19 protein-coding genes and 4 pseudogenes are annotated in these 24817 nt (G+C 64.0%); 15 read left to right on the top strand and 8 right to left on the bottom strand.

Annotated features, from left to right (window positions below; all coding sequences use genetic code 11):
- Positions 1-5 precede the first annotated feature (5 nt).
- On the bottom strand, positions 6-779 hold the full coding sequence (locus EBN1_RS05510; protein WP_011236931.1) for an enoyl-CoA hydratase: 774 nt from the start codon (positions 777-779) through the stop codon (positions 6-8).
- Positions 779-2428: a cyclohexanecarboxylate-CoA ligase gene (gene aliA / locus EBN1_RS05505; protein WP_011236930.1), complete on the bottom strand. Its 1650-nt coding sequence runs from the start codon at positions 2426-2428 to the stop codon at positions 779-781. Before aliA ends, EBN1_RS05510 begins: the two co-directional genes overlap by 1 nt.
- Before the next feature lie 401 nt (positions 2429-2829).
- Here aliA and aliB point away from each other — a divergent pair, with 401 nt between their 5' ends.
- Complete coding sequence (aliB, locus tag EBN1_RS05500; protein WP_011236929.1) at positions 2830-3978, top strand: cyclohexanecarboxyl-CoA dehydrogenase; 1149 nt, start codon at positions 2830-2832, stop codon at positions 3976-3978.
- A 136-nt stretch (positions 3979-4114) separates the two neighbouring features.
- On the opposite strand, the gene EBN1_RS05495 is transcribed toward aliB, so the two are convergent.
- A complete protein-coding gene (locus EBN1_RS05495; protein ID WP_041645859.1) occupies positions 4115-4585 on the bottom strand; it encodes a MarR family winged helix-turn-helix transcriptional regulator in 471 nt (156 codons plus the stop codon).
- A gap of 103 nt (positions 4586-4688) precedes the next feature.
- Here EBN1_RS05495 and badH point away from each other — a divergent pair, with 103 nt between their 5' ends.
- From badH to EBN1_RS05460, 7 genes and pseudogenes are all read left to right on the top strand, one after another.
- Entirely contained in the window at positions 4689-5456 is a 768-nt protein-coding gene (gene badH / locus EBN1_RS05490) for a 2-hydroxycyclohexanecarboxyl-CoA dehydrogenase (RefSeq protein ID WP_011236927.1), read from the top strand.
- A 44-nt stretch (positions 5457-5500) separates the two neighbouring features.
- Positions 5501-6283 (top strand): 2-ketocyclohexanecarboxyl-CoA hydrolase, encoded by a 783-nt coding sequence (badI, locus tag EBN1_RS05485; protein ID WP_011236926.1) that lies wholly within the window; start codon positions 5501-5503, stop codon positions 6281-6283.
- Positions 6284-6391: 108 nt separating this feature from the next.
- On the top strand, positions 6392-7546 hold the full coding sequence (locus EBN1_RS05480) for an acyl-CoA dehydrogenase family protein (protein WP_011236925.1): 1155 nt from the start codon (positions 6392-6394) through the stop codon (positions 7544-7546).
- A gap of 115 nt (positions 7547-7661) precedes the next feature.
- The gene (tnpA, locus tag EBN1_RS05475) at positions 7662-7988 is read left to right on the top strand and encodes an IS66 family insertion sequence element accessory protein TnpA (RefSeq protein ID WP_011236924.1); all 327 of its coding nucleotides are present in this window, start codon (positions 7662-7664) and stop codon (positions 7986-7988) included.
- On the top strand, positions 7988-8326 hold the full coding sequence (gene tnpB, locus EBN1_RS05470) for an IS66 family insertion sequence element accessory protein TnpB (protein ID WP_011236923.1): 339 nt from the start codon (positions 7988-7990) through the stop codon (positions 8324-8326). Before tnpA ends, tnpB begins: the two co-directional genes overlap by 1 nt.
- A gap of 97 nt (positions 8327-8423) precedes the next feature.
- A pseudogene (tnpC, locus tag EBN1_RS05465) lies at positions 8424-9848 on the top strand (IS66 family transposase); the annotation flags it as partial.
- Positions 9849-9983: 135 nt separating this feature from the next.
- The gene (locus tag EBN1_RS05460) at positions 9984-10955 is read left to right on the top strand and encodes a tyrosine-type recombinase/integrase (protein WP_241762812.1); all 972 of its coding nucleotides are present in this window, start codon (positions 9984-9986) and stop codon (positions 10953-10955) included.
- A 442-nt stretch (positions 10956-11397) separates the two neighbouring features.
- On the opposite strand, the gene EBN1_RS05455 is transcribed toward EBN1_RS05460, so the two are convergent.
- On the bottom strand, positions 11398-12597 hold the full coding sequence (locus tag EBN1_RS05455; protein WP_011236918.1) for an IS91-like element ISAzo26 family transposase: 1200 nt from the start codon (positions 12595-12597) through the stop codon (positions 11398-11400).
- Positions 12598-12606: 9 nt separating this feature from the next.
- Positions 12607-13485 (bottom strand): tyrosine-type recombinase/integrase, encoded by an 879-nt coding sequence (locus EBN1_RS05450; protein ID WP_041645857.1) that lies wholly within the window; start codon positions 13483-13485, stop codon positions 12607-12609.
- 164 nt (positions 13486-13649) lie between these two features.
- On the opposite strand from EBN1_RS05450, the pseudogene EBN1_RS05445 reads away from it, so the two are divergent.
- A pseudogene (locus EBN1_RS05445) lies at positions 13650-13829 on the top strand (transposase domain-containing protein); the annotation flags it as partial.
- Here EBN1_RS05445 and EBN1_RS05440 read toward each other — a convergent pair.
- Positions 13822-15714, bottom strand: a complete 1893-nt coding sequence (locus EBN1_RS05440; RefSeq protein WP_011236915.1) for a recombinase family protein — start codon at positions 15712-15714, stop codon at positions 13822-13824. The pseudogene EBN1_RS05445 and the gene EBN1_RS05440 sit on opposite strands and share 8 nt — an antisense overlap.
- 296 nt (positions 15715-16010) lie before the next feature.
- Here EBN1_RS05440 and EBN1_RS05435 point away from each other — a divergent pair.
- Positions 16011-16238, top strand: a pseudogene (locus EBN1_RS05435) (ISAs1 family transposase); the annotation flags it as partial.
- 110 nt (positions 16239-16348) lie between these two features.
- Here EBN1_RS05435 and EBN1_RS05430 read toward each other — a convergent pair.
- A pseudogene (locus EBN1_RS05430) lies at positions 16349-16480 on the bottom strand (ISAs1 family transposase); the annotation flags it as partial.
- 266 nt (positions 16481-16746) lie between these two features.
- On the opposite strand from EBN1_RS05430, the gene EBN1_RS05425 reads away from it, so the two are divergent.
- The 5 genes from EBN1_RS05425 to EBN1_RS05405 all read left to right on the top strand — a co-directional run bounded on the left by EBN1_RS05425 (position 16747) and on the right by EBN1_RS05405 (position 23986).
- Positions 16747-18432 carry a DUF1302 domain-containing protein gene (locus EBN1_RS05425; protein WP_011236912.1) on the top strand — a complete coding sequence of 562 codons (1686 nt, stop codon included), beginning with the start codon at positions 16747-16749 and terminating at the stop codon, positions 18430-18432.
- A gap of 29 nt (positions 18433-18461) precedes the next feature.
- The gene (locus EBN1_RS05420; RefSeq protein WP_011236911.1) at positions 18462-19826 is read left to right on the top strand and encodes a DUF1329 domain-containing protein; all 1365 of its coding nucleotides are present in this window, start codon (positions 18462-18464) and stop codon (positions 19824-19826) included.
- Positions 19827-20005: 179 nt separating this feature from the next.
- Positions 20006-21115 (top strand): WD40/YVTN/BNR-like repeat-containing protein, encoded by a 1110-nt coding sequence (locus EBN1_RS05415; protein WP_049780193.1) that lies wholly within the window; start codon positions 20006-20008, stop codon positions 21113-21115.
- Positions 21115-23514: an efflux RND transporter permease subunit gene (locus EBN1_RS05410; protein ID WP_011236909.1), complete on the top strand. Its 2400-nt coding sequence runs from the start codon at positions 21115-21117 to the stop codon at positions 23512-23514. The genes EBN1_RS05415 and EBN1_RS05410 overlap by 1 nt, the downstream gene beginning before the upstream one ends.
- Positions 23515-23533: 19 nt before the next feature.
- Entirely contained in the window at positions 23534-23986 is a 453-nt protein-coding gene (locus EBN1_RS05405; protein WP_011236908.1) for a universal stress protein, read from the top strand.
- A 158-nt stretch (positions 23987-24144) separates the two neighbouring features.
- Here the strand turns inward: EBN1_RS05405 and EBN1_RS05400 are convergent, their stop codons facing one another.
- Positions 24145-24615, bottom strand: coding sequence for an IS66 family transposase (locus tag EBN1_RS05400; protein WP_083782938.1), 471 nt, complete (start codon positions 24613-24615; stop codon positions 24145-24147).
- Positions 24616-24817: the final 202 nt, after the last annotated feature.

Below are 24817 nucleotides of genomic sequence, written 5' to 3'. Positions count from 1 at the left end.
CGTTGCTAACAGTGCGCGAACTGCGGCGTGCGTTTCTCGACGAACGCGTTCATGCCTTCCTTCTGGTCAGCGAGCGCAAACGTCGCGTGCAGCGTGCGGCGCTCGAACAGCAGCCCTTCGCTGAGCGGGCTCTCGTATGCACGGTTGACCGACTCCTTCATCATCATCAGCACCGGCAGCGAATACTCGGCGAGCTGCGCGGCGGTCGCGAGCGCCTCGTCGAGTACCGTGCCGGCCGGGAAGATGCGTGCGACGAGCCCGCTGCGCTCGGCTTCCTGCGCGTCCATCAGGCGACCGGTCAGACACATGTCCATCGCCTTGGTCTTGCCGATCGCGCGCGGCAGGCGTTGCGTGCCGCCGGCGCCGGGAATCGTGCCGATCTTGATCTCGGGTTGGCCGAAACGGGCGTTGTCGGCAGCGAAGACGATGTCGCACATCATCGCCAGCTCGCAGCCGCCGCCGAGCGCGACCCCATTCACCGCCGCGATGACCGGCTTGCGGAAAGTGCGCAGCCGCTCCCAGTTGCGCGTGATGAAGTCCGACTTGTAGGCGTCCATGAAGTCCATCGCGCGCATCGCCGCGATGTCGGCGCCGGCGGCGAAAGCTTTTTCGGAGCCGGTCAGCACGACGCAGGCAATGCTCCGGTCGGCCTCGAACGCGTCGAGCGCGCGGCCGAGCTCGGTCATCACGTCATCGTTGAGCGCGTTATGCACTTCGGGCCTGTTGATGCGGATCAGGCCGACCTTGTGCCGGGTTTCGACGAGGATTACGAGATTCATCAGGATTTCTCCGGGGCGGGGTTGGCGGTGTCGCCGAAGGTTTTCGCGGTCTCGCGCAGCTTGAACTTCTGCAGCTTGCCGGCAGGTGTGCGCGGCAGGTCGTCGACGATCTCGAGCCGCTCGGGGTAGTACTGTTTCGCGACCTGCTGGCGATCGAGATAGGCGGTAAGATCGGCGAACGTCAGCGTGCAGCCGGGTTTGAGCGACACGAACGCGCAGATGCGCTCGCCGAGCCGCCGGTCGGGGTAGCCGACGACCGCCACCGTCGTGATCGACGGATGCTGGTACAGCAGGTTCTCGATCTCGATGACCGGGATGTTCTCGCCGCCGCGGATGACGATGTCCTTGTTGCGGCCGTTGATGCGGATGTAGCCTTCGGCGTCCTGAAACGCGAGGTCGCCGGTGTCGAACCAGCCTTCGGCGTCGACGCTGTTCAGGTGCGGGCGCTTCAGGTAGCCGGCGAACAGCGACGCGCCGCGGATCAAGAGGCTGCCGGTTTCGCCCTGCGATAGCTTCGCACCGTTTGCATCGATGATCTTCACCTCGATGCCGGGCACGGGCCGGCCGTCCGACACGCCGGACTTCTCGAGTGCGCGGGCCGGTTCGGTCACCGTCACCGCGCCGCACTCGGTCATGCCCCACGCCGAGCACACCAGAAGGCCCATCAGCTCCCAGGCGCGCTGGATCACGATCGGCGGAATCGGCGCGCCGGCGCAGTTGAACTTCGTGAACTGCGACGACACCGGCGCACCGGCTTCGACCGCAGTGCACAGGTCGGAGATGAACGCCGCCGACGCCATGCTGAACGTGACGCCGGTCTCGCGGACGATCTCGAGCGCGCGTGCCGCGTTCCAGGTCTCCTGCAGGACGGTCGTCGAGTTCAGGATCAGCGGAAGCATCGCGAGGTAGCCGTAGCCGGTCAGGTGCGCCATCGGCGAGGCGCCGAGGATGACGTCGCCGCCGCCGAGCTCCATCCGCTCGATGTATGCGTGCAGGTTCGAGAACAGTGTGTTCGACGTGTGCATCACGCCTTTGGGCTCGCCCGTCGTGCCCGACGTGTACATCAGCAGCGCGACGTCGTCGGGGCCGAGTGCGGGGCCGGCGAGCGGCGGCGTGTCGTCGCGCATCAACACGCGATCGAAGCTGTCATCACCGTCGCCGTCGATGACGACGACCTGCCTGAGGTGCGGTGCCTTCGACTGCAGCTCGCGCGCCATCGCAGCGTGGTCGAACTTGCGAAATACCGATGGCACGATGAAGACCTTCGATTCGGCGAAGTTCAGCATGTAAGTGAGCTCGTGCTGGCGGAAGATCGGCATCACCGGGTTCGCCGCGGCGCCGATGCGCGCGCAGGCGAGTGCAAGCGCGACGAACTCCCAGCGGTTCGGTAGCTGGAAGCTCACCACGTCGCCACGGCCGACGCCGAGCGCGGCGAGCCCGCGCGCGATGCGGTCGACGCGACAGTCGAGTTCGCGGTAGCTGAGCCGCACCGGCTCGGGGTGGCCGTCGCGATACGCGACCACCGCCGGTTTGTCGGGGCAGTTCTCGAGCGCGCGCTGGAAATGGACGTCGATCGTCTCGTCGCGCCACAGGCCGGCAGCCTTCATCGCGTCCATGCGGTCTGCCAGCAGTACCGGTTCGAAGTTCATTGTCGTTCTCCTCTCTCGACCGGTCCCGGTCAGCCCTGGATCAGCGTGCATTTGGATTCGTTGAGCGGCAGCGCGATCTTTCCGCTCACGGCTCTCGTTTCTGATTTTTCTGGATGCATATCTCTCTCCACGTGTGGTCCAGGCGCACATGCGACGGGGACGCTGCAAAAGTAGCGTCCGGAAATTTTTAAGTCAATAGTTTGATATAAAAACCAATATGCACCGTTCGGGGATGGCCCGGGAATCATTCGAGGAAATCTATGTAATCTGTTGAATTTTATATTTATAAATTGTTATTTCAGACATCATAAGAGCTCTGTTACGTATGAAAATAAGTCAAGCTATTGACACAAAACCCGAGAGCTTCCTAGAATCCGTCGGACTTGATAAGGAGGAGAAAAATGGATTTCAGTCTCAGCCCCGAGCAACAGGCGCTCGTTGACACCGCGAACCGCTTTGCCCGCGAACGCTTGGCGCCGGGCTACAAGGCGCGCGAAAAGGCCGAGCGCATCGAGCGCGAAGTGATCCGCGACATGGGCGAACTGGGTTTTCTCGGTCCGGAGTTGTCCGAGGAGCACGGCGGGCTCGGCGTCGACTGCCTCACCAGCGGGCTGCTGCTCGAGCAAATCTCGTACGGCGACTTCAACGTCTCATATGTGAACCTGCTCACGTCGCTGTGCGGCCAGATCGTGGCCGGCCATGCGCGGCCCGACATCGCGAAGGAGTGGCTGGGCCAGGTGATCGCCGGACACAAGACGATCGCGATCGCGCTGACCGAGCCCTCCGCGGGGTCCGACGCCGCGCGCCTGAAGCTCAAGGCGGTGCGCGACGGCAACGACTTCGTGCTCAACGGCGAGAAGACGTCGATCTCGATGGCGACGCAGTCCGATGTCGCGGTGGTGTTCGCGCGCACCGGCAGCGAGGCCGAGCGTGCCCGCGGCATCAGCGCGTTCCTCGTGCCGATGGACCTGCCCGGCATCACGCGGACCGCGTTCGACGACATCGGCACGCGTCCGGTCGGCCGCGGCTCGATCTTCTTCGATGACGTGCGCGTATCCGCCGACATGATGCTCGGCAATGAGGGACAGGGCTTCATCCAGGTGATGCAGGGCTTCGATTACAGCCGTGCGCTGATCGGCCTGCAGTGCATGGGCGTCGTGCGCGCGTCGCTCGACGAGACCTGGCGCTACATCCAGGAGCGCGAGGCGTTCGGCAAGAAGATCGGCGACTTCCAGGGCGTGACGTTCCCGCTCGCCGAAGCCGAGACGATGTACGAAGCCTGCCGTGCGCTATGCCTGCGCACGTTGTGGCTCAAGGATCAGGGGCTGCCGCACACGTCGGAAGCCGCGATGTGCAAGTGGTGGGCGCCGAAGCTGGCGTGCGAAATCATCCACCAGTGCCTGCTCACGCACGGCCATGGCGGCTATGCGAGCGACTACGACTTCGGTCAGCGCTACCGGGACGTCATGGGACTGCAGATCGGTGACGGCACCGCGAACATCATGAAGATGATCATCGGGCGCGAGAAGCTCGCGGCGCACGAGATCTGACGGCGTGTATGCAACAGGTCGTGACGGAGCGTAGGGCGGATGAGCCGAAGGCGTTATCCGCCGGATGTGTGGTGCCGGGCGGTACCGGGCGGCATCGGCGGTTCGCATTCGGCGGAAGGCGCTGCGCTTTTCCGCCCTACAGCTTCGCCATGTTGCGCTGCAGCAGGCTGACGTAATGGATGAATTGCAGGCGGTCGTCGAACGAGAAGCCTTTGAGCGCCTGGTCGTAGAACGCGTGAATCGGCTCGGCGAGCTTGATCCACAGGTCTTCGCCCTTGGGGCTGAGCCTGACCTTGCGCGAGCGGCGATCTTCCTCGCTGGTCACGCGTTCGATCAGGCCGTCGCGTTCGAGGCGGGTCAGCAGGCCGGACAGGTTCTGGCGGCTGACGAGCAGGAAGCGGGAGAGCTCGTTGATGCCCATGCCGTCCTTTGCCTTCGGGCGGGACAGCGCGCCGAGCACCGACCACTGCTGCGTCGTCACGCCGAACTCGTCGAGCGCCTGCGTGCCTTTGGTGTGCAGCGTGTTGGCCGCCTGGAAGAAGCGGAAAAACAGGCGGTTGCTGATCTCGATCGTGGCGAGGTTCTTGGCGGCGGAAGCGTCGGTCATCGGATGGACGGGCAGGGTTCGAACGGCGCCCATTGAAACGCAAACAGCAGCCCGGACGCAAACGGGTCGGAAATTGAGCGGTATCCAACAGGAGGAAGCACAGATGAGAGGAATCAAGGACAAAGTCGCGATCGTCACCGGCGGCGCAGGTGGCATCGGTTCGGCAATCTGCCGCCGCTTCGGCGAAGAAGGCGCGAAAGTCGCGGTGTTCGACATCAACCGCGAAGCGGCCGAAACGGTCGCTGCGGATATCCGCGCGAAAGGCGGCAACGCCCAGGCGTTCGCGGTCGATCTGACGAGCCAGGACTCGGTGATCACCGCGGTGAGCGCCGCCGAGCAGGCGCTCGGCCCGACCGACGTGCTGGTCAATAACGCCGGCTGGGACAAGATCGGCAATTTCCTCAGCACCGACAAGCCGCTGTGGGACAAGATCGTCGCGATCAACCTGTATGGCGCCCTGTACATGCATCACGCCGTCGCCAAGGGCATGGTCGAGCGCGGCGCGGGCCGCATCGTCAACATCGCGTCGGACGCCGGCCGTGGCGGCTCGTCCGGCGAGGCGGTGTATTCGTTCTGCAAGGGCGGACTGATCGCGTTCTCGAAGACGATGGCGCGTGAACTCGCCCGCCAGCAGATCAGCGTCAACGTCGTGTGCCCCGGCCCGACCGATACGCCGCTGCTCGACGACATCTGCGGCGAAGGCGAGAAGGGCGACAAGCTGCGCACCGCCTTCACGCGCGCGGTGCCGTTCGGGCGGCTCGGCCAGCCCGACGACCTGCCTGGGGCGATTCTGTTCCTGTCGAGCGACGACGCGTCCTTCATCACCGGCCAGGTGCTGAGCGTGTCCGGCGGCCTGACGATGGCTGGTTGAGCGCGGACTCGCGACCCCCAATCTAACATTCAGAGGAAATCAAAATGGAATACCAGGACATTCTGTACACGAAGGAAGACGGCATCGCGACGATCATGATCAACCGTCCGGCGCAGTACAACGCGTTCCGCGCGCAGACCTGCGAGGAAATTATCCACGCGCTGAAGGACGCGGATTTCGATCGCCAGATCGGCGTCGTCGTGCTGACCGGCGCGGGCGACAAGGCGTTCTGCACCGGCGGTGACCAGGGCACGCAGGACGGCGGCTACGGCGGCCGCGGCGTGATCGGCCTGCCGGTCGAGGAGATGCAGAGCGCGATCCGCGACATCGCCAAGCCGGTGATCGCGCGCGTGAATGGTTTTGCCATCGGCGGGGGCAACGTGCTCGTGACGGTCTGCGACCTTGCGATTGCCTCGGAAAAGGCGCAGCTCGGCCAGGCCGGCCCGCGCGTCGGCTCGGTCGACCCCGGCTTCGGCACGGCGCTGCTCGCGCGTGTCGTCGGTGAGAAGAAGGCGCGCGAGATCTGGTATCTGTGCCGCCGCTACACTGCGCAGGAAGCGCTCGCGATGGGCCTCGTCAATGCGGTGGTGCCGCATGACCAACTCGACGCCGAAGTGAAAAAGTGGTGCGACGAGATCGTCGAGAAGAGCCCGACTGCGATCGCGCTGGCGAAAAAGTCGTTCAACGTCGATACCGAGATGATCCGCGGCATGGGCGGCCTCGCGATGCACGCGCTGAAGCTGTATTACGAGACGGCCGAATCGGCCGAAGGCGGCAACGCGTTCCGCGAGAAGCGCAAGCCCGAGTTCCGCAAATACGTCAAGTAAGCGCTCGCGCAGGCGCTGCCGCCCGGACCGGTGACCGATTGCCGGCCGGGCGGCGGCGCTTCGCAGCAAAAACCACAACGCACCATCAGACCGGAGAGGGAATAGGACATGATCCGCGATCAGGAGACTCTGAACATTCTTCTCGGCACGATCTCGCGCTTCGTGCGCGAACGCCTCGTGCCGCAGGAAGCCCACGTCGCCGAAACCGACCAGATCCCGCAGGAGCTCGTCGACGAGATGAAGGAACTCGGCCTCTTCGGCCTGTCGATTCCCGAGGAATACGATGGCATGGGGCTGACGATGGAAGAAGAAGTCCTCGCGACCTTCGAGATCGGCAAGACTTCGCCGTGCTTCCGTTCGCTGTTCGCGACCAACAACGGCATCGGCGCCCAGGGCATCGTCATCGATGGCACTGAAGAGCAAAAACGCCATTACCTGCCGAAGCTCGCGTCCGGCGAAATCATCGGTTCGTTCGCGCTGACCGAACCCGACAGCGGCTCGGACGCCGCCAGCCTGCGCACCAGCGCGCGCCGCGACGGCGACTGCTACGTGCTCAACGGCACGAAGCGCTACATCACGAATGCGCCGGAAGCCGGCATCTTCACGGTGATGGCCCGCACGACGCCGGACTCGCACGGCGCTCACGGCATCTCGGCGTTCATCGTCGAGCAGGGCACGCCGGGCTTGTCGCTCGGGCCGATCGACAGGAAGATGGGCCAGAAAGGCGCGCACATCTGCGACGTGATCTTCGACGACTGCCGCGTGCCGGCCGCGAACCTGATCGGCGGACGCGAGGAAGTCGGCTTCAAGACTGCGATGAAAGTGCTCGACAAGGGTCGCATCAACATCGCCGCAGTATGCGTCGGTGTCGCCGAACGCATGCTCGACGACGCGCTGCGCTACGCGCTCGAACGCAAGCAGTTCGGCAAGCCGATCGCCGAGTTCCAGCTGATCCAGGCGATGCTCGCCGACAGCAAGGCCGAGATCTATGCGGCGCGCAGCATGGTGCTCGACGCAGCACGGCGCCGCGACGACGGGCTCGACGTCGGCACCGAAGCCGCGTGCGCGAAGCTCTTCGCCTCGGAAATGTGCGGCCGTGTCGCCGATCGGGCGGTGCAGATCTTCGGCGGCGCCGGGTACCTGGCCGAATACGGCATCGAGCGCTTCTACCGTGACGTGCGCCTGTTCCGCATCTTCGAAGGCACGACGCAGATCCAGCAACTCGTCATCGCCCGCAACATGATCCGCGACCATGCGCAGTAATACCCAGACCGAAAAATTCCGATACGGAGGAGACCCGAAAGTAAGCGTCCGCCGCTCCCACCTGTAACAGCCCCGCGGTTTTGTCGACACTCCTGATTTTCACCAGGAGTTCGTGATGAGCACACAATCGGAGCGCGTTGCGCGCTGGCGCGAGCACGTGGAGCGGTGGCGCCGCAGTGGTCAGACACAGGCGGCCTATAGCGCCGAGCATGGCGTGAGCAGTAAATCCCTGGGGTACTGGATTCGGCGGTCGCGCCACGAGTCAGCGCGCGAGGTGGATTCGGTCCTGACGTTGGTGGCGGCCCGTCCTGTCGGCGTCACGGCGCCGCGGCAAGCGGGGGAGGTGCTGTCGCTGTGCAGCCCGTCGGGCTGGTGCCTGCAGTTCGGTGCGCTGCCGCCGGCGTCGTGGCTCGCCGAGGTGCTCGCGCACGGGGCGACGTGATGATTCCGCCGGAGCAGATCTGGCTCGCGGTCGAGCCGATCGACATGCGTCTGGGCATCGACGGTCTGTCTGCACGACTGCAGAACAGCCTGGGCCGCGCGCCGTGCGATGGCAGTGCGTACGCCTTCATCAACCGGGCCCGCACGCGCCTGAAGGTGCTGCTGTGGGATGGCACCGGGGTGTGGCTGAGTCAGCGGCGTCTGCATCGGGGCAGCTTCAGTTGGCCCGCTGCCGATACGGCGGTGTTCGCGCTGTCGGCCGAGCAGTGGCAGTGGCTCGTGGCGGGGGTGCAATGGCAGCGCCTGAGCGCCGCCGCCCCGGCGCACTGGCGGGTGTGATCGGGGCGCCGACACGGTCCACCATCAGTTGCATAAAATTGGCCTGAAACCCTTGTGAATGCTGGGGTTTGGCGCACTCTTCGGGTATAATTCCGGCATGGATTTCGCCGCCGAACTGACCGCTTTCGACCTGCCGCCCGAACTCGCGCAGCAGGTTCAGAAGTGGGTCGCGCAGGCGGCCGACGTGGCCCGCCTGGAAGCGGAACTCAAGCTGAGCAAGCTCAAGATCGAGGCCCTGGTCCACGAGATCGCCACCCTCAAGCGCCTGCGCTTCGGCGCGAGCAGCGAAACGCTGCCGGCGGGCATGAAGGACCTCTTCGACGAGACGCTCGCGGCCGACCTCACCGCCTGCGAAGCCCGGCTCGAGGCGCTGCGCGACGCCGAGGCATCCGAAGCTGCAGCGACCCCGAAGGCTCCGCCCGAGCGCCCCCGCGCGGGCCGCCCGCCGTTGCCGGCCCACCTCGAGCGCATCGAACACCGTCACGAGCCCGAGTCCTGCAGCTGCGGCACGTGCGGGCAGGATCTGGTCAAGATCGGCGAAGACGTCTCCGAGCAGCTCGACATCATCCCGGCCAAGTTCTTCGTGCATCGCCACATCCGCCCGCAGTACGCCTGCCGCCACTGAGAGACGGTCTCGGCCGTCCCCGTGCCGGCGGCGGTCATCGACGGCGGCCTGGCCGCGCCGGGGCTGCTGGCGTGGGTGACGGTGAGCAAGTTCGTCGATCATCTGCCGCTGTACCGGCTCGAACAGATCGCCCAGAGGAGCGATGTGGCACTACCGCGCTCGACGCAGTCCGAGTGGCTCGGGCGCATCGGGGTGGCGCTGTCGCCGCTCTACGCCCGACTGAGCGAGCACCTGTTGGCGGGTACGGTGCTGCATGCGGACGAAACCCCCGTCGAGCAACTCGATCCGGGGCGCGGCAAGACGAAGCGGGCGTATCTGTGGGCCTACCGCAGCAACACGCTCGGCGCCGACCCGCCCATCATCATCTTCGATTACCAGCCCGGGCGCGGCGGGCAATATCCCCAGGCCTTCCTGAAAGGCTGGAAGGGCATGCTCATGGTCGATGACTACGTCGCCTACAAGGCGCTCTTCGGCAATCAGGTCGGGGAGTTGGCCTGCATGGCCCATGCAAGACGCAAGTACTTCGAACTGCATCAGGCCAACCAGAGCCCGGTGGCGGCCGAGGCTTTGCAGCGCATCGGCGAGTTGTATGCGCTCGAAGAGCAGGCGCGCGACGTCTCGATCGAGGCGCGCGCCGAACTGCGCGCGCAGTACGCCCGCCCGCGTCTGGAGGCGATGTATCTGTGGCTCGTGCAGACTCGCAAGACCGTGGCCGATGGCGCGGCGCTGGCCCGTGCCATCGACTACAGCTTGAAGCGCTGGCCGGCGCTCGCGCGTTACGCGAGCCGTGGCGACTGGCCGATCGCCAATAATCCGATCGAGAACGCCATCCGCCCGATCGCTCTGGGCAAGAATTATCCTCGGTCAACTATTAGGCAAGGTCTGCTCGTTACCGCCGCCGAAGCCTAGAGCCAGCGGGGGTTTCAGCCCTCAGTGCTGTCTGCAAACCTGCCATAAGAAATGGTGTTTCCTGTGAGTCCGATCCATCACCACAGGAGCCCACCATGCCCACGTACCCATGCCTGCCGAGCCTTGCTCCAACGCTTCTTTGCCGAACGCCTGATCCAGCAACAGAACGCCAGTCCGAGAACGGTCGGGGCCTATCGCGATACCTTCCGGCTGCTGCTGACCTATGCAGAACGAGAACGGGGCAAGCCACCGGCCAAGCTGACGCTGGGGGATTTCAATGCGGCACTGGTCCTCGACTTCCTCGCCCACCTCGAAACCGAGCGCCACCACACGGTGCGCAGCCGCAACGCACGACTGGCTGCGGTGCGCGCCTTTGCCCATTACGTGGCCTTGCAATGCCCGCCGACGTTGCAACTCGCGCAGCAGATCCTGGCGATCCCGATGAAACGCTTCGAGCGGCCCCTGCTCGAGTATCTCTCCCGCGATGAGGTTCAAGCCGTTCTCGCCGCCCCCGACACGAGCACCTGGTGTGGTCGCCGTGATCGGGTGATGTTCGCGTTGCTCTACAACACCGGCGCGCGGGTTTCCGAAATGATCGGCATCCGGGTGGCCGATGTCACGCTCGGCGCGACGTCCTCGGTGCGCCTGCAGGGCAAGGGGCGCAAGCAACGAACCGTGCCGCTGTGGAAGGAAACGGCGGCCGAAATCCGTCACTGGTTGAAGTATGCAGATTTGCGCACCGACCAGCCGCTCGTCCCCAACCGCAGCGGGCGAGCGATGACCCGCACGAATGTCGCCGAGCGACTTGCCCTCGCGATCACGGCGGCGACGACGCAGTGTCCGCGGCTGGCGGGGCGCAGAATATCGCCCCATTCCTGGAGGCACACGACCGCCATGCATCTGTTGCAGGCCGGCGTCGACATCACGGTCATCGCCTTGTGGCTGGGGCACGAGAGCCCGGTCACGACCCATGGCTACGTCGAGGCCGACCTGGCAATGAAGGAACGTGCCCTCGATACGCTCGCGCCGCCAGAGACCAAGCGCAAACGCTATCGCCCAAGCGACGCTGTCCTCAAATTCCTCGAAAGCCTCTGAAATTATGCAAACTCAAGTACGCGGCCCGCCACACAGGTGGCCGATCCCGGCGGCAGACCTTGCCTAATAGTTGACCGAGGATAATGCAGAGGGTTTTTAGCCTGGCGAACGCGGCGAGCAGGTGCTGATGCGGGCGCTCCGGGATGACCGCGTTCGGTAGGCTAAAAAGCCTGTTGGACTGAACCGCCGGCACGCGGGTGGGGCTATGGGGATTGAATCGTGGTGCGAGCGGCGAAGGCGTGAATGGCTGCCGGAATGGCTCGTGGAAATGACGCCCGAGCGATGATTGCGGCGCCTTCGGATGCCTGGGGTGGCTGCCCGGGCGAGCACCGCGCCGACGACGCGGAGCCGCTCCGGCGGTTTCGGCCGTGCCTGGCGACAGGAGTCCCGGCGCCTCTCTTGGATGCCAGGGAAGCGTTCAGGAAATCGGCAGCGGTCGCATTCATGACGGCACTCGCGGCGGCGCGCGGGGCAAGGCGCCGGGCAGGAAGGTCTCGAGGCACACCATGTGACCCCGGCCACATTGCGGGCAGTCGCGTAGTGACCTTCCGGTGAGCTGCTGGTAGCGCTCACGGTAGTCGCGCGGCGCGTCGGTCTGCGGTTCTGGCGCGGGGGCGCTGAGCAACGCCCGGCAGTGGGCGAGCGCGCTCGCGCGAAGGCGGTTGGCGAGAAATCCGTAATGCCGGATACGATGGAACCCCGCCGGCAGGACATGCAGCAGGAAGCGGCGGATGAATTCGTGCGCCTCCAGGCGCATGACTTTGTTGCGCCCGTGGTGGCGGTAGTCCTTCCAGCGAAAGCTCACCTCATCGTCGGTGCAGGCGACGAGGCGATTGTTCGAGATGGCGACGCGATGGGTATAGCGGCCAAGATATTCGAGGACCTGCTGCGGGCCGCCGAACGGCGGTTTGGCGAAAACCACCCACTCGGATCGTCTCGCGCGCGCCAGATGCCGGGCGAAGACAGCGGGCGCGTGCAGCGCCGCGAGGGCATTGAAGAAGTGGAGCTCGCCCGCATCAAAGGCCTGTTGCAAGCGCTTGAGGAACAGGTGCCGGAACAGCCGCGACAGCACCCGCACGGGCAGGAAGAACCCGCGGCGGCACGCGATCCAGCGCTCGCCGTCGGCCGACACGCCCCCGCCCGGCACGACGCAGTGCAGATGCGGGTGATGCAGCATATTCTGCCCCCAGGTATGCAGGATGGCGATGAAACCGAGCTCGGCCCCGAGGTGCCTCGGATCGGCGGCGATGATGCGCAAGGTCTCGGCGGTGGCGTGAAACAGGATCTCGTAGACCACGCTCTTGTTCTGATAGCTGATCGCCGCGATGTCCTCGGGGACGGTGAAGACGACGTGGAAATACTCGACGGGGAGCAGATCGGCCTGGCGCGCTTCGAGCCATTGCGCCCGCACCAGGGACTGACATTTGGGACAGTGCCGATTGCGGCAGCTATTGAACGCGATGCGCTGGTGACCGCAGGCGTCGCACTGCTCGACGTGTCCGCCGAGGGCCGCGGTGCGGCAACGCTCGATCGCGCGCATGACCTGGTACTGCCCGCGGCTGAGGGTAGCCGCGTGGTCCCGGCGATAGATGGGCCCGGCCTGACGAAAGATGTCCGCCACCTCGAGCCCGGTGGCGCGCACGCCCCGGTCTCAGAAATGGACGGGCGGACTCGGCTGCGGCGGATCCACCACCACTTTCGGCAACAGGTCGAACGGGCTCGTCGTCGCGCACACGGTGCTGGTGGCGACCTTCAGGTAGCGCGAGGTCGTGGCGAGACTGCGATGGCCGAGCAGCAACTGGATGGTGCGCACGTCGGTGCCGGATTCGAGCAGGTGTGTGGCGAAGGCATGTCGAAGCGAGTGCGGGGTAATCGGTTTCCGAATGCCGCAGGCGCGCCGAGCCTTCTGGCACGCCAATCCCACCGCATTGCGGGTGATCGGCTGACCCGGCACGTCACCCGGAAACAGCCACAGCGTTGGCCGCGCGGACTTCCAGTAGACCCGCAACGCCTCGAGCAGCCGCGGCGAGAGCATCACGTAGCGATCCTTGCGTCCTTTGCCCTGGTCGACCCGCAAGACCATGCGCTGGCTGTCGATGTCGCTCACCTTGAGGTGGGTCGCTTCCGAGACGCGCAGCCCGGCGGCATAGGCCGTCATCAGGATCGTGCGATGCATGAGATGGTCGACCGACGCCAGGAACTGCGACACCTCTTCGCGGCTCAGTACCACCGGGAGCTTGAAGGACCGCTTGGGCATTGGAATCTCTTCCACCGCCCAGGCGCGCTTGAGTGTCACCTTGTAGAGAAATCGCAGCGCGCCGGTCGCGACACTGACCGTGGAGGGGGTGAGTTTGCGGGTCTGCGTCAGATAGACCTGATAGGCGCGAACCTGCTCCGGCCCGAGTTCGTCGGGCGAGCAATCGAAGTACCTTGCATAGGCGGAGACTTGCTTCAGGTAGGCCGACTGGGTGTTCGGGGCGAGATTGCGAACGCCCATGTCTTCGAGCATGCGCTGGCGAAGGGGTGTCATGGCAAAGCTCCTGATTGGGAAGGAACGAAGGGCTGCGAACAGCCACCCCATCCTTCTCCAACGCGGGCTTTGTGGGAATGTGCCGGCTTCGGCACCGCGCGTGGATCACCCCCTACCGCGCCAGCGGTTTAGTCCAGTTCTTGTTATCGAAACATTTCGATAACAAGAAAAATTGGATGTTTGCGGGTTCCGAAGCCGCCGGCAAGCGGGCCGCGGTGATTCAGTCGCTGCTCGCCACCGCACGCGCCAATGGCTTCGAGCCCCTGGCGTGGCTCTCCGACACCCTCGAGAAGCTGCCGGCCTGGCCCAACAGCCGCATCGACGAATTGCTGCCGATCAGATAGAAAGAGTCTGCGCAAGCGTAAGAGGGCGTGGGAGCGGCGGACGCTTACAGCCCGCCCTGGCTTCGAGCACGTCGAACGCGGCCACGGTCGGACCGTCCTGCAGGTGAGTTGGGCCGTGCCCAGCGGCAGCGAAATCGACTCCGCGCTGTGGCCTGGGTGCAAGACGGTCGGTTGCGTTGTCTCTCAGCGCTTCGTCGGCAACAAGGCGGCCGAGCTCGAGGAGCGCTTCTACATCAGCTCGCGCGTGCTCTCGGCCGAGGAACTGGCCCGCACGGTGCGTGCCCACTGGGCCATCGAGATAGTCTGTACGCAAATGACAAAAACGGACGTGCTCGCTGCTCCGGTCGGTGGGAATCACATAGTGGATTTCCACCGCGGTGTCCGTGACGATGACCCGGTCGATCAGCAGTTCGACCAACTGGCGCTTCTGCTCGAAGCTGGCGTTATCCAGTCCAGCGCGTACGCGGGCGCAGAAGTTCTCGATGGCGATGGCGGTGCCGGCGAGTTCCTCATGCCGGTCGGCTTGGGCGGACAACTGGCGCTCCTGTTCCGCCAACGCCTGATCGCGCTGTTCCAAGTCGCGACGCCGCCGCTCGTACTCAGGCAGGGCAATGACGTCATGCAGATAGGCTTCCGTCAGGCGGTCGATCTGCTGGCCCAGGCTGACCCGGCCTTGGCGCAGGTTCTCCCGGCGTGCCTGCAATTCCTGCGGCAACCACTGTCCGCCGTGCGCCCGCTCCAGCGCCCGCGTGAGTTCAGCCGGATGGGTCAGCACTTCGCACAAGTCGCGCCACACCAGATCATCGAGTTGGCCGGCCGGAGCAAAACGCGCATGGCAAGGCTCACGCCCCAACATCGCCCATTTGAGCTTGCTCGAACACATGTAATACGAATAGGGAGAACGGACCGCCGTGCGACCGATACAGGCATACCGGCAGTAGCCGCAGCTGACCAGCGCCCGCAGCAGGTAGGGGTGCGCCGTGTTGTTGCGTTGCGAAAAGCATCGATTCTTCGCCAACTTGCTTTGTACCAGGTCAAACTGTTCGGTGGCCACGATGGCCGGCACCGTCGCCACCGCAATCCATTCGGCGCGTGGCACCGGGATGCGGCTTTCGTGCGGCCGGCCAATCGGGTGGGTCGCCGAACGCCGGATACGGGGTGGGCGGTAACGTACTCGTCCAGTATAGACCTGGCCGGTATAGGCGGGATTCGTCAGTATCCCGTGCAAGGTGGCGACTGCCCACACCGACTTGCCGCCGGGCGACGGTATATGACGTTCGGCAAGCGTGCGCGCCAGTTGCAACAGGCTCACCTGGGGCTCCAGGTAAAGCGCAAAGATTTCCGCCACCACGGCGGCCTCGCCGGGTTCCAGCACCACCCCGCCCGGATCGCGCGGCCGATCGGGATGAAGGCGGTAGCCGTAGGGCGCCCGCGTCCAGGGCAACAACACTCCGGCGCGCAGCTTTGCCTGGCGGCCACGGCGCATCCGTTCGGTGATGAGGGTGCGTTCGTATTCGGCCACCGCTCCGCGAATCTGCAACAACAGCTGGTCGTGCGGATCCTGGCTCATCGGGCGGTCGAGAAATTCGACCTGGCAGCCATGCTCTTCGAATTCTTCCAGCAGCAGCATCTGATGGACATAATTGCGCGCCAGCCGATCCGGCGCCGTCAGCACCACCCGATCGATACTGCGCTCCCGTATGGCATCGCGCAGATGATCCAACCCGGGACGGTTCAGGCGCGCGCCGCTGAAGCCGTCGTCACGGTAGATGTTCTGATCCGTCAGGGTAAGGTCCTGTGCTTGGAGATGGGCTCGCAGGCGATCGAGTTGCTGATCAATGGTCTGCTGGTGGACTTGGTTCGAGGTCGATACCCTCACATACACGGCAACTCACATCATCCTTCTCCTTTGCCGGTGGATGCGGAGGCGCCGCCGGACACCGGCTCCATTCCAGCAACAGCTGGTAGGCTCGATCCCACCGCTGCTGACCGTCCGGCAACGGCTTCGTCTGCCGGCGAATCTGCCATTGGTGTTTCATGGCCCCCTCCGCAGAGAACACTCTCCGCGGAAGGACACGCAGCATGCTGAGCCGTGCCCTGTCGCCGCCAGTCATGGCGCGGCGAGGTCAGTGTCAGCCGGACAAAGCGGGTGACGCAGAATTTGTCGTTTGTGATCAGACCATCGAGAACCGGCTCCACTGGATGCTTGACGTGTGCTTCGGTGAGGACGGCTCCATGGTCCGCAAGGACAACGCGCCGCAGAACCTCTCGCTGCTCAAGAAGATCGTCCTCAACCTGATCCGCACCGACACCACCGACCCGGCCAAGACCAGCCTGCGCCTGAAGCGCAAGCGCGCGGCCTGGGACGACGACATCAGGATGAAGATGCTGGGGATTCATCCGTTATGACTTCCGAGTGCGGTAGCCCTGGGGTTACCCCTTAGCGTTTAAGTGTTCGCACCAATTGTTGCTGATCGGTCGGATAGCTCTAATAAGCACAGGGCAATCGTATCTTCATGGTTGTTGACGGCGTAGGCGCTGCGCACGCGTGATCGATCCTCATTGAACTGCACATTGAGACACCAGTGAAGCCAATTCTCTACCCCCCAATGACCGCCCGCCGCACGCGCGATCGCTCCCCGTCCGGCAGGGCATGGATGTCACGACACCTTTCGATATCCCCAAAGTTGTCCGCTTCCGGCAGCCCCGCGCATATCGCAATCCTGAACAGTTCGGCCCGACTGTAACGCATGGAGCGCCATCTGCGCGGGGCTGCCTAAAGTACGCCAGCCGGCTCATCGCCGTGATCTTCAGTCACGGCGATACAAGAAAAATTCCGATTCTAAAACAGACTCATGGCCGTCCCGGACGATGGGAAAAACAAAAACCACAGTCCTATCCATTCAAGGAGGAAGACATGAAAGAAAGGCAGTCCCGCTTCAACTGCAGCTCCGTGCTGCGGATCAGGTCGGTTAGCAAAGCAGTCACCATCGTCTGTGCGGGCATGGTGGCCTCGGGAACGGCTTTTGGCGTTGCCATCGATACAGGCAACACCGACCTGTCGATGCGCTGGGACAATACCGTCAAATACAACGCGAGCTGGAGGACCGAAAAACAGGAGACGAATGGGCCGGCTTCGGATACGGGGGCCCGGGTCAATACCAACGACGGCGACCGCAACTTCAGCCGCGACCTGATCTCGAATCGTGTCGACCTGTTGTCCGAATTCGACCTGCGCTACCGCAACAACATGGGTATCCGTGTCAGCGGCGCAGCCTGGCACGACCAGGTCTACAACGAGTCCAATGACCGCAGCCCACGCCACGCCGGGTCCCTCAACCAGCGCTCCGCGGATTTCGACGAGTTCACGACGGCCACCGAAAAGCTGCATGGCCGCAAGGCGGAGTTTCTCGATGCCTTCGTGTATGGCCGAACCGATATTGCCGGCAAGGGCCTCAACCTGAAGGCGGGACGCTTCACCCAGCTCTACGGCGAAACGCTGTTCTTCGGCGCGAACGGGATCGCAGGCGCGCAAACCCCGCTCGACCTGGCGCGCGCGCTGTCGGTGCCGAATTCGCAGTTCAAGGAAGTCGCCCGCCCCGTAGGGCAGGTTTCGGCGCAACTGCAGCTCAGCGCGGACTTATCGATCGGCGCCTATTACCAGTATGAATGGCGGGAATCGCGCCTGCCGGGCGCGGGGAGCTACTTTTCCTTCGCGGACTTCGCCGGCGCCGGCGGAGAATTCCTGTTTGGCCCCTTTGGCCCGAACGGCACCTTGCGCCGCGCGGGGGATATGGACGCCCAGGACTCAGGCCAGGGCGGGGTTCAAGTCAAGTTCCGGGCCGGCGACACCGAGTATGGGCTGTACGCCGCGCAGTTCCACGACAAGCTGCCCCAGTTCTACATAAGGCCGGGAGTGAACGCCGATCCCGCCAACGGCGTGGATGGCGATTACGCCCTCGTCTATGCGGAAAACATCCGCACCGTAGGCGCGAGCTTTGCCACGCTGCTGGGTGAGACGAACGTTTCCGGCGAACTGTCCTTCCGCGAAAATCAGCCGCTGGTTGCTTCGGGCAATATCGCGCTGGGTCTGGGGGGAGCGGACAACGACGACAACGCCACCTTTCCGAAAGGCAAGACGATGCATGTGAGCCTTTCGGCGATCACCGTTCTGCCGGCCAATGCGCTTTGGGAGGGGGCGGCCTTTGTAGGGGAGTTTGCCTACAACCGTGTGTTGAGCGTCACCGACAACCGGGCGGTGCTCGACCCCAATGCCACGCGTGAAGCGAGCGCAATCCAGTTCGTGTTTACCCCGGAATATTTCCAGGTTATGCCCGGTGTCGACCTGCAGGTGCCGATTGGCGTCAGCTATGGCCTGGCCGGGCGTTCCTCCGTCAATGGCGTCCTGTTCCCGTCCGAAAATGGCGGCAATTTGAGCGTCGGCGTGAAAGCGGATTATCGGAAGACGTGGCAGGCCGGCTTGAATTACACCCACTACATCGGCTCTTCGGGCTCGATCGTCAATCCTGCCGGGGAGCTGTCCTATGACAACTTCCACGGCGACCGCGATTTCGTGTCACTCACTGTTCAACGCACTTTCTGATTCACTATAAGTAAACGAGGAGACGGGATATGTTCAACAAAACCTTGCTATGTGCATCGGTGCTGGCGCTGATTGCAGGAATGCAGACGGCCGCAGCGGCCGTCAGTGCGGAGGACGCCGGCAAGCTGAAAACCTCCCTTACGCCGCTCGGCGGGGAAAAAGCCGGCAATAAGGATGGAACCATCCCGGCCTGGACGGGGGGGTATACCGGTCCGGTCACAGGCTCGAAAGTGGGCGACATTCCGGTGAGCCTTTTTCCGAATGAAAAGCCGGTCCTGCAAATCACTGCGTCCAATATGGCCCAGCATGCAGGCAAGCTCTCCGAGGGTACACAGGCCCTGCTGAAGAAATACCCGGATACCTTCCGTCTTGATGTTTACCCGACGCATCGCACGGCGACGGTACCAGAGCACGTCGCCGCCAATACCTTCAAGAATGCAACCCGTTGCAAGACGACAGAAGGCGGCAATTCGATCGAGGGCTGTTTCGGCGGCCTCCCGTTCCCGATCCCGCAGACCGGCGTGGAGGTGGTCTGGAATTACCTGCTGCGGGTCGAACCCGAATCGAAGGAGTTTGGGTTCAAGAACATTGTCGGCTCCTCGGATGGCAATCACACCCTGGCCACCCGCAACGACATGTTCTTCCAGCAACCCTACAACTACAAAGATGGGTCGTGGGAGACGTGGTCGAAGGACGGGGAGGGCGAATACACCATGTTTCGTTTCAGTACTACGGCACCATCCTTCAAAGTGGGCGAGTCGCTGGTCATTCGCGACGGCATCGATCCCAAAACCCCGCGCCAAGCCTGGCAGTATCTGGTCGGCCAGCGCCGCGTGCGCCGCGCCCCGACCGTTGCCTACGACACGCCGGACTTCGTTGCCTCGGGCGCGAACTATTTCGACGAGGTGGAAGGTTTCTACGGTCATCCTGACCGCTACGAATGGAAGCTGGTCGGCAAGCGGGAGATGTACGTTCCCTATAACAACAATGAACTGGTCACTGCCACGGTTTCCGAAGCCTACGACAAGTTCCATCTGAACCCCGCCAAGGTGCGCTGGGAGTTGCATCGCGTGTGGGAAGTCGAAGCCACGGTGGTTGCAGGCAGGCGCCATGCGGTGCCGAAGCGCAAGTATTACTTCGATGAGGATACGGCGCTGATGGTGCTGATGGACGGCTACGACGCCGAAGGCAAGCTGTGGCGCACCTCGCAGATGCCGAACTTCTTCGTGCCCGCCGTTCCAGCATTACTGGTCCAACAGGTGACGGTATTCAACCTGCAGGCGGGCACGATGAGCACGGTGCAGGGCCTGAACGACGAGTCGTACCGTGTCGTGCCGCGCAAACCTGAGACCTTCTTCACCGGAGATGCCGTCGCCGCCGACGCTTCACGCTGATCTCGCCTGGCTGCCTGGCTGCCTGGCTGCCTGGCAGTCGTCAAAGGGCCTGCCTGGGCGTAGGCAGGCAGGCCCCTGATTTTCAGGCCGGGTTTTTCGCTGTTGAACGACGCTCCGTCCACCGCGCGGATCCACAGGGTCTGCCCTGGAGTGGCGAAGCGCGAATGAGAGTAGGCAACATGGTTCTGAACACTGCGGTGCGGCCCCTGATGGCTGCCACCCTTTTGAGTTTGATGTGTCAGCTTGCGGTGGCGGCGACGACCGGCCAGCCTGTGCCCGATCTGATGGAGGTGGCGGCAAGTGCAGATGTGCGCGCCACCAGCGCTGTCCAGCTGGCGGTTACACGGGCGGGTGATCGCCTGGTTTCAGTGGGCCCCCGGGGAACAGTGCTCCTTTCGGACGACGGCGGTAAAACCTGGCGGCAGGCAGGTTCGGTGCCGTCGAGCGTGGCGCTGACCGCTGTCTGCTTCGTCAACGACAAGCTGGGCTGGGCGGTCGGCCACAGCGGCATCGTGCTGCATTCCCGGGATGGCGGCGAAACCTGGGTGCGCCAACTGGAGGGCCGCCAGGCGGCGCAACAGGTGCTGGAAGAAGCCAAGGCCCTCGAAGCGACCGGCAGGGAAGGCGCCGAGCGACTGCTGCGCGACGCACAGAGGATGGTCGAAGACGGTCCGGACAAACCGCTGCTGAGCGTGAGTTTCACGAACGAACGTCGCGGCTATGCGGTCGGCGCCTACGGACTCGCCCTTGCCACCGAGGATGGAGGCCAGTCCTGGCAGGCTTTCATGGCACGTCTGCCGAATCCGCGCGGCAAGCACCTTTATCAGATTCGTGCCGACGGTGCCCGGCTGCTCGTATCAGGAGAACAGGGGGCGCTGTTTCGCTCGGATGATGCCGGACTGTCCTTCGCCGAAGTCAGGACGCCCTACCCCGGCACGTTCTTTGGTGCGCTTTCGCTCGCTGAAGACACCGTTCTGGCGTACGGCTTGAGGGGCAATGTCTGGCGCAGCGGGGACGGGGGCACGGCCTGGACACAAATCGCCCTCGATCACGACATTACGATCACAAGTGGGGTGCGGCTCAAGGACGGCGCCGTCGTGCTTGCGGACGAAAGCGGCCGCCTGCTGCGCAGCGACGACCAAGGGCGCAGTTTCAGCGCACTTAAAGCAAAGGCCCCCAACGCGGTCACCGCGCTGGTGCAGATCGACGACGGAGCACTCGTCATGTCCGGAGCACGCGGCCTGAGCCGCGTCGACGCAGCTCAACTCGTTGTTACGGAAAATCAATAATGGCTGTTGCACATTCACTTCCGGCCGAAGCGGTCATTGTCGATCTCGCAGACTTCGATACACGCTCCGGTTCGTTTGCCGAGCGCGCGCTTTTCAACAACCGCCTGGTCATTGTCACACTGTGCTTTCTGGCCACGCTGGTGCTCGGCTACCAGGCGTTCGGACTCAAGTTGAACGCCGCGTTCGACAAGATGATCCCGACCAGCCACCCTTACATCGTGAACTTCCTCGACAACCGCAGCCAGCTCGCGGGCATGGGCAACAGCCTGCGCATCGCCGTGGCGGCGACGGAAGGGGACATCTTCGACGCAGAGTATCTCGATACCGTGCGCAAGATGAGCGACGAGCTGTTCCTGATGCCGAGCGTCGACCGGCCCTACATGAAGTCGCTGTGGGCGCCCGCCGTGCGCTGGACCGGCGTGACCGAGGAAGGGCTCGACGGCGGGCCGGTGATTCCGGACGACTACGACGGCTCGCCCGAATCGATCGAGCAGGTGCGCGTCAACGTCGAGCGCTCGGGCGAGATCGGCCAGTTGGTCGCCGCCAACTATCAGTCGAGCATCATTTTCGTCCCGCTGCAGGACAAGATCGCCGAGACCGGGGAGCGGATCGACTACCACGCGCTGTCAAAGCGCATCGAGGTGCTGCGCGCGAAGTACGAGTCGGAGAAGATCAGGATCCACGTCACCGGTTTCGCCAAGGTGGTGGGCGATCTGATCGACGGCCTGCAGCAGGTGATGATGTTCTTCGCCGGGGCGATCGTCATCTGCACCGCCGTGCTGTACTGGTACACCCGCTGCCTGCGCAGCACGCTGCTGGTGGTGGCGTGCTCGGTGGTGGCCGTGGTGTGGCTGCTGGGCCTGCTGCCCACGCTCGGTTACGAGCTCGACCCATACTCGGTACTGGTGCCCTTTCTCGTCTTCGCCATCGGCATGAGCCACGGCGCGCAAAAGATGAACGGCATCATGCAGGACATCGGGCGCGGCACGCACAGCTTGGTGGCGGCACGATATACCTTCCGCCGCCTGTTCCTCGCCGGGATGACCGCCCTGCTGGCCGACGCGGTCGGCTTCGCGGTGCTGATGGTGATCGACATCCAGGTCATCCAGGATCTGGCGATCACCGCCAGCATCGGGGTCGCGGTGCTGATCTTCACCAACCTCGTGCTGCTGCCGATCCTGCTGTCCTATACCGGGGTGAGCCCGGTGGCTGCCCAGCGCAGCCTGCGCGCGGAGCTGCGCGACGCGCAGGATGCCGGGCACGGCAAGCATCCGTTCTGGGCCTTCCTCGATCTGTTCACGCAGCGCAAATGGGCCAGCATCGCGGTGCTGACAGGGCTGGCGATGGGAGTGGTGGGCCTTGCAGTGAGCTTTCAGCTCAAGATCGGCGACACCGATCCCGGCGCCCCCGAGCTGCGCCCGGACTCGCGCTACAACCGCGACAACGCGTTCATGACTGCCAACTATGCGGCCAGCAGCGACGTGTACATCGTCATGGTCCGCACGCCGCAATATGCCTGCGGCCAGTACGACACGCTCATGGCGGTCGATGCGCTCGAGCGCGAGCTGCAGCAGCTGCCGGGAGTGGAGGCGACCAGCTCGCTAGCCGGCCTGGCCAAGGTGTCGAACGCCGGCATGAACGAGGGCAGCCTGAAGTGGTTCGAGATTCCGCGCTCGCAGGACATGCTCAACGCGATCATCACCCGCGCCCCGCGGGAGATGTTCAACCAGAACTGCGACCTGCTCACCGTCTATGCCTACCTCAAGGATCACAAGGCCGATACGCTCGCTAGCGTGGTCAACGTGGTCGAAGCCTTCGCCGCGCGCCATGGCACCGATGAGGTGCGTTTCCTGAACGCGGCGGGCAACGCGGGCATCGAAGCGGCAACCAACATCGTGGTGCGCAAGGCCAACGTGCAGATGCTGTTCCTGGTCTATGCGGCGGTGATCGTGCTCGCCTTCATCGCGTTCCGCTCGTGGCGGGCCGTGGTGTGCGCGGTGGTGCCGCTGATGATCACCTCGGTGCTGTGCGAGGCGCTGATGGTGTGGCTCAACATCGGCGTCAAGGTCGCGACCCTGCCGGTGATCGCCCTCGGGGTGGGGATCGGCGTCGACTACGCGCTGTACGTGATGACGGTCACCCTGGCGCGACTCAAGGAAGGCATGAGCCTGTCCGCAGCGTACTACAAGGCCTTAATCTTCACCGGCAAGGTGGTGGTGCTGACCGGGATCACCCTGGGTCTGGCCGTGGCCACCTGGGCCTTCTCGCCGATCAAATTCCAGGCCGATATGGGGATACTCCTCGCCTTCATGTTCGTCTGGAACATGCTCGGCGCGCTGATCCTGCTGCCCGCGCTGGGGCATTTCCTGCTGCGGCCGAAAAAAGCTGCGTTGGCCTAAACATACGGAGTGTTATGAAATGTACCGTCACATATTGGTGCCGCTCGATGGTTCGGAATTGACGACCTCTCTGGTTGCGCAAGCGGTGGAGTTCGCCCTCGGCCTCGGGGCCCGAATCACCTTTTTCACGATGGTCGAGGATTACGGCGCCACCCAGGAGGGGGCGCTGATGCGCACCCTGTCTCCCGAAGCGTTTGAAAATGAGTTGAAGCAGAGAGCTTCGACCGTTATTTCCAAAGCCGTGGCTGTTGGTCAAGCAGCGGAACTGGCCTGTGAAGGTGTAGTACGAATAGGCACAGACGCCTACGAGGAGATTCTTCAGGTTGCCAAGGAAAAAGAGTGCGACCTGATTTACATGGCATCACATGGCCGGCGGGGTCTGAAGGCCCTGGCGCTTGGGTCACAAACACATAAAGTCCTGACTCACTCGCACCTCCCGGTTTTTGTAGCCATAGCCAGCACCTCACGTTGATCAAACATTTTTGCTTCGGTCTCCTCCGAAGACTTTCGGGGCGGTTGCATGCCCCCTTTTTTTACCCGCAGGACAAACACGGGTAATCGTTCAGTCCCCTACGCCCCAACAGTGGGCAGGGGAGGCAGCGTTGAACCTTCGCGTGCTGCGCTGATGACCTATCCGAGATAGCGCCAGACGCAGGCGCCACGTCGGCGGCAGGTTTCGACCACACTGGCGAGCACGGCGAAGGCGCGGGAGCCCGGCGGGGAGCGGGTGCCATGATTGATCCGGCGTGAGGTCACCCAGTGCCGCAGGGCCTGCTCGACGGCGTTGCTCGAGAACGGTAGATGCGGCTCGGCGAGCGGGCGCAGAATGACGCCCCAATCATGGTGCAGTTCGCGCGCGAAGCTGCGCAGCGCGTCGTGGGCATCGCCGTGATGCGCTTCGCACAGCTTGCGCAGCTGTTCGATGTCGGCGGCGTGCAGAGCCGGGAGCGGCTGCGGCGGCGGTTTTTGGCGCGCATCGTAGATCGCGCCCATCAGCGTGCGCATCAAGGCTTCGATCGCCGCACCGGCTCGCGCGATGCGCCCGTCGGTCGATTCGGCCAGCCCGCGCGCCTGTGGCGCAAGGTGTGGCCAGCAGCGCAGGCGATTGGGCTAGGCCCGATAGACGCCGTACCGTCGCTCACGAGGATGCCGTGAAAGCGGTCTTCCAGAACGTTCTCCAGCATCGCTGCGCACCTGGGGTCGATCTGGTACAGCACCGCCGACGCGCTGACCAGCGTCCACAGCCTGCGCATTCCGACGAACGTGACCGCCTGCACCGACGAACGTGACCGGGGGGTCTGCG

It is taken from the genome of Aromatoleum aromaticum EbN1 (assembly GCF_000025965.1).
In the GTDB taxonomy this organism is placed as follows: Bacteria; Pseudomonadota; Gammaproteobacteria; order Burkholderiales; family Rhodocyclaceae; genus Aromatoleum; species Aromatoleum aromaticum.
Note: the sequence above shows the minus strand (reverse complement) of the source record. Positions and strands in the feature narration are given on the sequence as shown.

Coding starts and splice junctions, on each gene's coding strand:
- EBN1_RS05410 (WP_011236909.1), top strand. CDS start 21,115: ATGGCTGTTGCACATTCACTTCCGGCCGAAGCGGTCATTGTCGATCTC.
- EBN1_RS05480 (WP_011236925.1), top strand. CDS start 6,392: ATGATCCGCGATCAGGAGACTCTGAACATTCTTCTCGGCACGATCTCG.
- tnpB (WP_011236923.1), top strand. CDS start 7,988: ATGATTCCGCCGGAGCAGATCTGGCTCGCGGTCGAGCCGATCGACATG.
- badH (WP_011236927.1), top strand. CDS start 4,689: ATGAGAGGAATCAAGGACAAAGTCGCGATCGTCACCGGCGGCGCAGGT.
- aliA (WP_011236930.1), bottom strand. CDS start 2,428: ATGAACTTCGAACCGGTACTGCTGGCAGACCGCATGGACGCGATGAAG.
- EBN1_RS05425 (WP_011236912.1), top strand. CDS start 16,747: ATGAAAGAAAGGCAGTCCCGCTTCAACTGCAGCTCCGTGCTGCGGATC.
- EBN1_RS05450 (WP_041645857.1), bottom strand. CDS start 13,485: ATGACACCCCTTCGCCAGCGCATGCTCGAAGACATGGGCGTTCGCAAT.
- EBN1_RS05420 (WP_011236911.1), top strand. CDS start 18,462: ATGTTCAACAAAACCTTGCTATGTGCATCGGTGCTGGCGCTGATTGCA.
- EBN1_RS05415 (WP_049780193.1), top strand. CDS start 20,006: ATGGTTCTGAACACTGCGGTGCGGCCCCTGATGGCTGCCACCCTTTTG.
- badI (WP_011236926.1), top strand. CDS start 5,501: ATGGAATACCAGGACATTCTGTACACGAAGGAAGACGGCATCGCGACG.
- aliB (WP_011236929.1), top strand. CDS start 2,830: ATGGATTTCAGTCTCAGCCCCGAGCAACAGGCGCTCGTTGACACCGCG.
- EBN1_RS05510 (WP_011236931.1), bottom strand. CDS start 779: ATGAATCTCGTAATCCTCGTCGAAACCCGGCACAAGGTCGGCCTGATC.
- tnpA (WP_011236924.1), top strand. CDS start 7,662: ATGAGCACACAATCGGAGCGCGTTGCGCGCTGGCGCGAGCACGTGGAG.
- EBN1_RS05405 (WP_011236908.1), top strand. CDS start 23,534: ATGTACCGTCACATATTGGTGCCGCTCGATGGTTCGGAATTGACGACC.
- EBN1_RS05495 (WP_041645859.1), bottom strand. CDS start 4,585: ATGACCGACGCTTCCGCCGCCAAGAACCTCGCCACGATCGAGATCAGC.